This window comes from Modestobacter altitudinis (genome assembly GCF_005930475.1).
Lineage (GTDB): Bacteria > Actinomycetota > Actinomycetes > Mycobacteriales > Geodermatophilaceae > Modestobacter > Modestobacter altitudinis.
The window spans coordinates 39,631-46,099 of the sequence record NZ_SJEW01000037.1; the positions used below are offsets into that span (position 1 = coordinate 39,631).

The 6,469-nt window shown below is 75.4% G+C and carries 9 protein-coding genes; 3 read left to right on the forward strand and 6 right to left on the reverse strand.

Going from position 1 to position 6,469, the window contains the following annotated elements:
- Position 1: 1 nt before the first annotated feature.
- Positions 2–967, forward strand: coding sequence for a nucleoside hydrolase (locus tag FHL79_RS14660; RefSeq protein ID WP_138759324.1), 966 nt, complete (start codon positions 2–4; stop codon positions 965–967).
- A 121-nt stretch (positions 968–1,088) separates the two neighbouring features.
- Complete coding sequence (locus FHL79_RS14665; RefSeq protein ID WP_138759325.1) at positions 1,089–1,574, forward strand: ATP-binding protein; 486 nt, start codon at positions 1,089–1,091, stop codon at positions 1,572–1,574.
- Between the two features lie 4 nt (positions 1,575–1,578).
- Here the strand turns inward: FHL79_RS14665 and FHL79_RS14670 are convergent, their stop codons facing one another.
- Positions 1,579–1,980 carry an ATP-binding protein gene (locus FHL79_RS14670; RefSeq protein ID WP_138759326.1) on the reverse strand — a complete coding sequence of 134 codons (402 nt, stop codon included), beginning with the start codon at positions 1,978–1,980 and terminating at the stop codon, positions 1,579–1,581.
- Between the two features lie 86 nt (positions 1,981–2,066).
- Complete coding sequence (locus FHL79_RS14675; protein WP_138759327.1) at positions 2,067–2,336, reverse strand: DUF8836 family protein; 270 nt, start codon at positions 2,334–2,336, stop codon at positions 2,067–2,069.
- 128 nt (positions 2,337–2,464) lie between these two features.
- Between FHL79_RS14675 and FHL79_RS14680 the strand changes: the two genes are divergently transcribed.
- Complete coding sequence (locus FHL79_RS14680; RefSeq protein WP_138759328.1) at positions 2,465–2,812, forward strand: PRC-barrel domain-containing protein; 348 nt, start codon at positions 2,465–2,467, stop codon at positions 2,810–2,812.
- A gap of 41 nt (positions 2,813–2,853) precedes the next feature.
- On the opposite strand, the gene FHL79_RS14685 is transcribed toward FHL79_RS14680, so the two are convergent.
- The 4 genes from FHL79_RS14685 to FHL79_RS25140 form a co-directional block, all read right to left on the reverse strand.
- Positions 2,854–3,543 (reverse strand): NYN domain-containing protein, encoded by a 690-nt coding sequence (locus FHL79_RS14685; RefSeq protein ID WP_138759329.1) that lies wholly within the window; start codon positions 3,541–3,543, stop codon positions 2,854–2,856.
- 79 nt (positions 3,544–3,622) lie between these two features.
- On the reverse strand, positions 3,623–5,251 hold the full coding sequence (locus FHL79_RS14690; RefSeq protein WP_138759330.1) for an acyl-CoA dehydrogenase family protein: 1,629 nt from the start codon (positions 5,249–5,251) through the stop codon (positions 3,623–3,625).
- A gap of 114 nt (positions 5,252–5,365) precedes the next feature.
- Positions 5,366–5,755 (reverse strand): SRPBCC family protein, encoded by a 390-nt coding sequence (locus FHL79_RS14695; protein WP_138759331.1) that lies wholly within the window; start codon positions 5,753–5,755, stop codon positions 5,366–5,368.
- 332 nt (positions 5,756–6,087) lie between these two features.
- The coding region (locus tag FHL79_RS25140) for a hypothetical protein (RefSeq protein WP_218938477.1) at positions 6,088–6,469 on the reverse strand (382 nt) is incomplete at its 5' end.

The following is a 6,469-nucleotide window of genomic DNA, read 5'->3' on the forward strand; positions in this document are numbered from 1 at the left end:
CGTGGCTGTGACCCCCCTCGTGATCGACACGGACCCCGGCATCGACGACGCCCTGGCGATCCTGCTGGCGCTGGCCAGCCCGGAGGTGGACCTGCGCCTGGTCACGACGGTGCACGGCAACGTCGACCTGGCGCAGACGACGGAGAACGCGCTCCGGGTGCTGCACCTGGCGGGCCGCTCCGACGTGCCGGTCGCGGTCGGCGCCGCCACCTCGCTGGTGGTCCCGCAGGCGGAGCGGGCCGGGCACGTCCACGGTGCCGCCGGGCTGGGCGGCGTCGTCCTGCCCCCGTCGCCGGCGTCGGTGGACCCGCGACCCGCCGTGGTCGCCCTGGCCGACCTCCTGCTGGCCAGCGAGGAGCCGGTCACCGTCGCGGCGATCGGCCCGCTGACCAATCTCGCGCTGCTGCTCGCCGTCTACCCCGACGCCGCCGCCCGGATCGGCCGGCTGGTCGTGATGGGCGGGTCCGCGAGCCGCGGCGGCAACGTGACCGCGGCGGCGGAGTTCAACGTGTGGGCCGATCCGGAGGCGGCCGCGGTGGTGTTCCGCGCCGGTCTCCCCACGGTGATGGTGGGCCTGGACGTCACGCTGCCCACCGTCCTGACCGAGGCCGGCATCGCCCGGTTCGCCGCGGCCGGCGGGGTCGGCTCCCAGGCCGCGGCGATCCTGCGGCAGTACCTGGACCACGCGCGGAGCAGCTACGGCACCGACGGCGTCGTCGTGCACGACGCGCTGGCGCTCACCGAGGCGATCGCACCGGGCACGCTGCACACCGTGCGCCGCGACGTCGTCGTGGACACCGGGGCGAGCGCCGCACGCGGCCAGACGCTGGTCGACCGGCGCACCGTGTCGGCGGCGCCTGCGGCCGTCGAGGTCGCCGAGGGCGTGGACGGCCCCGCCGCAGTGGAGTTCCTGGTCAGCCGGCTGGTCGCCTACGGGGACGGGGCAGGCACGCCGGCCGGGGTCTGACCGGGGAGCGCGCCTCCGGGCTGACCCGGACACGGCGTGCCGGACCCCCCGTGCTGCGGTCCGAGACGCCGTCGTCCACCATGGTGCCGGGCGGAGCAACCGCCGACGGGAGGGGCTGACTGTGGGTGCACTGGTCTGGCCGTCTGCCGCGGTCCCGACCGAGGACGGCGACGTCTGGCGGTGGGAGCTGCCCACCGTGCACGACGCCTCCCGGGTACGGATGGACCTGCGAGCCCGGCTGGCGCACCCGTCTCTGGCCTCCCGGTCGACGGAGGACGCCCGCGAGGGCCTGCTGCTGGTGTTCGAGGAGCTGTCCTCCAACGCCCTGCGGCACGGTGGCGGCTCGGTCGTGGCGTTGATCGTCGCGCTGCCCGCCGGCTGGCTGATCGTGCTCACCGACGGCGCGCCCGACTCGCCTCCGCAGCCCGCGGTCGACCGCGACCCCGCGTACGGCGGCATGGGGCTGCCGATGGTCGCCCAGCTGTCCATCGACTACGGCTGGTGCAACGAGCCCGGTCGCAAGCACGTCTGGGCCCGGCTCCCGTCCGGCCAGATGTCGGCCGAGGCGCTGCCGCGGCCCCGGTCCTCCTCGGGCCCGGCGGCCTAGCAGGTCAGCCCGCCACCACCTGGACGTCGGTGAAGCCCTCGACGGTGGACGGCGGGACCAACCGCGCCGCGGTGCTGAACAGGCCGACGTCCGGGACCCGGGCGCGCCCGGTACGGGCGTCGTTGCGCCGCCGGCAGGTCTCCAGCGGGACGTCGAGGAACACCGCCCGCACCGGGACGCCCGCGGCGACGGCGAGCTCGACCAGCGCCGCCCGCTCGGCCGGTGAGGGGTCGGTGTTGTCCACGACCACGCTGGCACCCTCGGCGAGCAGCTGGGCGACCACCCGGCGCTGCCGGGCCTCCCGGTGCCGCGCGTTCGGCCAGTGGTCCTTGCTGACGACCACGTGCGTCCCCGCCAGGTGCTCGGCGACCCAGGTGCTCTTCCCCGCCCCCTGCAACCCCACCATCACGACCAACTCGTTGCAGGCTTCAGCCGGCCCCCTGCAGGGGCCTACGGCGAGCGTGCGAGTCGTGGGGGGCAGGGGGTGTTTCCTCAGGCGGCGCGGACCGGCCGGACGTCGGCGCCCGCCGGCTCGTCGTCCTCGACCCGGCGCGGGGCCGGGTGCTCGACGAGCGCCAGCACCCGGCCGGCCATGAACCGGGCGGTGCGCACCGGCGTGCCGCCGCGGGTCACCTCGGTGACCTCGACGAGCCCGCGCCCGTGCGTGGTCTCCACCCGGCGGCCGGCCCGAGTGGCCTCGATCTCGTAGGTGCGGCTGCTGCCGCCGGCGTCGACGACGACCTCGACACGGTCACCCTTCACGGGTCCTCCTCGCGTTGACGAACACCCGGTACAACACCCCCCGGAGACACCCGATTCCGCTGGTCAACGGTTCAGCGGGCCGATCGCCGGGCATGCAGGAACGATTGCCCGTGACCCGAGGAGGACCCGTGTTCCCGGCCGAGAACATCCGTGACTGGCGCACCAAGAACGTCATAGACCCCGACGGGAGCAAGATCGGAACGCTGGAGTCGGTGTACGTGGACACGACGACCGACCTGCCGTTCTTCGCCGCGGTCACCACCGGCATCATCGGCCGCCACAAGCTGACCTTCGTCCCGCTCACCAACGCCACCGTGACGCCCGACGCCATCCGGGTCACCGTGAGCAAGGACCTGACGAAGGACGCCCCGTCGATCGACACCGACGGCGAGCTCAGCGTGGAGGACGAGCCCGCCGTCTTCGCGCACTACTCGCTGCCGTACACCTCCGGCGTCCGGCGGCTCGCCCGCAGGTAGCAGGAGCAGGGGCCCCCTGCCGACAGGGCAGGGAGCCTCCCTCAGCTGCGGCGCGCGGTGAAGGCGCCGGCGGCGTCCCGCAGGCTCTTGGTCGGCCGCAGCCAGGCGCCGTCCACCGGCAGCGCGTCGAGCCGGACGCGGTCGAGCGGGACGGCGAAGGCGCCCGGCACGTCCTCGATGTCGACGAACTGCAGGAGCTCCGAGGTGATGGCGTAGCCGGCCACCTCGCTGAAGGCGACGACGACGACCTCGGTGCCGGACCGGGCGAGGTCCTCCAGTGGCTCGGCGAAGTTGCGGCCGTCGCCGGAGAAGACCACCAGCCGGCGCAGCTCGTGGCTGTGCGTCCGGACGCTGATGTGGTCGAGCATCGACTGGTCGATGTCGTCGTCGGGCTGCAGCTTGGGCCGGGCGAAGACGGCGTAGCCGAAGCTGCGCAGCGCCTCCACCCACCGCTGCAGCGAGGTGGCGTGCTGCGGCGGCACGTTGGCGAAGACGCAGGCCTCGACCTCCGGCTGCACCGGCGCACCCGGGTCCTCGGCGCCGTCGACGAACCAGGCGGCGATCGCGTCGAAACGCGGCCGGGACGCCGCGGTGGGCCGTGCCCCGATCACGTTCGCCAGGGTCATGTCGATGTTGGGCGCGTCCCACACCAGCAGGTCGAGCGCCGGACGGACGCCGTCCGCGTCGTACCCGTCGGCCGAGGCGGTGTCGACGGCGTAGGTCTCGGTCACCGGGTCAGTGTGCCGGTCGACGGGTGTCACCGTGGGACTGGTCGCCCGCCGACGCCGCCGCTGCTCGCCCACCGGCGCCTCAGGCCGGGACGACGGCGGCACGATCGACCAGCTCGGCCACCGGTGCGCCCGGTGGGAGGGTGCCCAGGACCGCGCCCCAGTCCCCGCCCAGCCGGGTGGCGCAGAAGGCGTCGGCGACGGCGGTCGGGGCGTGCTGCAGCAGCAACGCGGCCTGCAGGCAGAGCGCGAGCTGACCGGCGATCCGGCGCGCCCGCAGCGGGAGCTGCTCCCGGTCGGCGAGCTCGGTGGCCAGCCGGTGCACAGCGGCGTCGTACCGGGCGTCCGCGCCGCGCGCGGCGTCCAGGTCGGCGGTCACCGCGGCCAGCGACGAGGACCCGGCACCCAGCGCGCGGAGCACGTCGAGGGCGATGACGTTGCCCGAGCCCTCCCAGATGGAGTTCAGCGGCGCCTGCCGGTAGAGCCGGGGCATCCCCGACTCCTCGACGTAGCCGTTGCCGCCGAGCACCTCCAGCGCCTCGGCGACCGCGACCGGGGCGCGCTTGCAGACCCAGAACTTGGCGACCGCGCCGGCCAGCCGCAGGTAGTCCCGCTCCCCCGCGTCCTGCGCCGCGGCCAGCCGGACCGCCAGCGCGGTGGCCGCCTCGCTCTCCAGCGCCAGGTCGGCGAGCACGTTCTGCATCAGCGGCTGCTCGGCCAGCAGGGCACCGAAGGCCCGCCGGTGCCGGGCGTGGTGCACCGCCTGGGTCAGCGCTGCGCGCACCGTGGCCGCCGACCCGAGCACACAGTCCAGCCGGGTGGTGGCGACCATCTCGATGATCGCCGGCACGCCCCGGCCGGGCTCGCCGACCAGCCAGCCCGTCGTCCCGTCGAACTCGACCTCGCTGGAGGCGTTGGACCGGTCACCCAGCTTGTCCTTCAACCGCTGCAGCGCGAAGGCGTTGCGCTCGCCGCCGGGCAGCACCCGGGGGACCAGGAAGCAGGAGACCCCCTCGCCGGTCTGCGCCAGCACCAGGAACAGGTCGCTCATCGGGGCGGAGGTGAACCACTTGTGCCCGGTCAGCGACCAGCTGCCGTCCCCGTTGGCCGTCGCCGTCGTCGTGTTGGCCCGGACGTCGGAGCCACCCTGCTTCTCGGTCATCCCCATGCCGGCCACCAGCCCGCGCTTGGTCTGCGGATCGGCGAGCCCGAACTGGTAGTCCCGGCTGGTCAGCGCCGGCTCCAGCGCCTCGGCGAGGTCCGGCGTGCGGCGCAGTGCGGGGACGACGGCGTAGGTCATCGTCACCGGGCAGCCGTGCCCCATCTCGACCTGCGTCCAGCCGAGGTAGCCGACCGCGCGACGGACGTGGGCGTGCCGGTCGCCGGCCGCCTGATCCGCCCAGGGAGCGCCGGCCAGCCCGTGGCCGATCGCGGTGCCCATGAGCTCGTGCCAGGCGGGGTGGAACTCGACCTCGTCGACCCGGTGCCCGTACCGGTCGTGGGTGCGCAGCCGGGGCGGGTTCTCGTTGGCCAGCCGGCCCCACTCCTGGGCCTGCGCGCTGCCGGCCAGGGCGCCCAGCCCGGCCAGCGAGGCCAGCGCGGCCGCGTCGGCGTGCCGGAGGCAGGCCTCGGACAGCGCAGCGTCCCCGCCGATCGGGTCGTGCCCGACCAGCGGCGGGACCTGGTTGGTCACCTGGTGCGTGACGCTCATGGACGCACCGTACGAGACGCCCGGCTCCCCCGGGATCAGGTCACCTGATCATGCGTGCTCCTGGCTCACGGTGTGCGGTGAGCCTGGAGCACGCACGGTGAGGCAGGACGGTCGTCATGTGCGGACCAGGCCGTGCAGGGCGACCAACGCGGCGGGCGCGTACCCGGCGGCCAGCGGGAGCGGGCCGCGCACCCGCAGCCCCGTCGTCGTTCCGCCGTCGGGCCCGGACGTCACCCAGTGCAGCAGCGACATGCGGGCCGGCCCGACCTGGACGGTCCACCGCCACCGCCGCGAAGCGTCGTCCACCTCGTCGACCACGAACGGCACGGTCACCCCGAGCGGGCCGCGCACCCGGCCGGTGACGCCCTGGGCGATCTGCTCCGCGTCGGTGACGACGCCGAGGATCTGCGGTGCCCAGCTCGACCAGCGGGCCGGGTGGAGGTAGCGGTCCCATGCCTCGGCCGGGGCGACCGGTCCGGTGGCGTGCAGCGTCAAGGTGCTCACCGCGACCAGGTGCCCGCCCGGGTGCCGATCGACACCCGGGCGGGCGGGGGGAGCCGGGATCCGCCCCCGAGAATGACCCCGGCGGTCTGTGGTCGGGGCCCCGCCCCGTGGCCGGGGCCCCGACCGATCAGGCGGTGGCCCCCGTGGCGCCACCGCCAGGCCGTGTCCCTGGTCAGCGCCCGAGGGGCTGGAGGGGTCGGCCGGTCATCGGCAGGTCTCTCACTCGCTGCGTGTCGCGGCCGTGGGCGGCCGGGAACACGGGAGAGCAGCCGGGCTGGGCGGACACGCGCCGGGACGGCGCAGACCGGTCAACCGCAGCTGCGGGAGGACCCCTAGTCGGGGGAGGACGACGGCTCGGGCAGCAGGCCGTCCTGGAGCGTGCGGAGCGGAGCGGTCGAGACGACGACGTCCGCCAGTGCCGGCTGCCCCGGCAGCGTGGGCAGCGTGGCGTACAGGGCGCCGAGCGGCGACCAGTTGGCGCCCGTGGGCGACGTGGGCGACGGCGGCACGGGCGTGGCGGGCGCGGCCGGAGCCGGGACGGGCAACGGTGCGGGGGCCGGGGGGTCGTGCGGAGCGGCGGCCGGGACCAGGGTGATCGGGGCCGGCGCGGTCGGCTGGGTGCGCGGTGCCGAGGCGGTCTGCGCGGACCGCGCCGCCGACGTCGGCTCGGTGGTCGTCCGGTCCGCGGACCCCGCGACGGAACAGGGGCCGGCG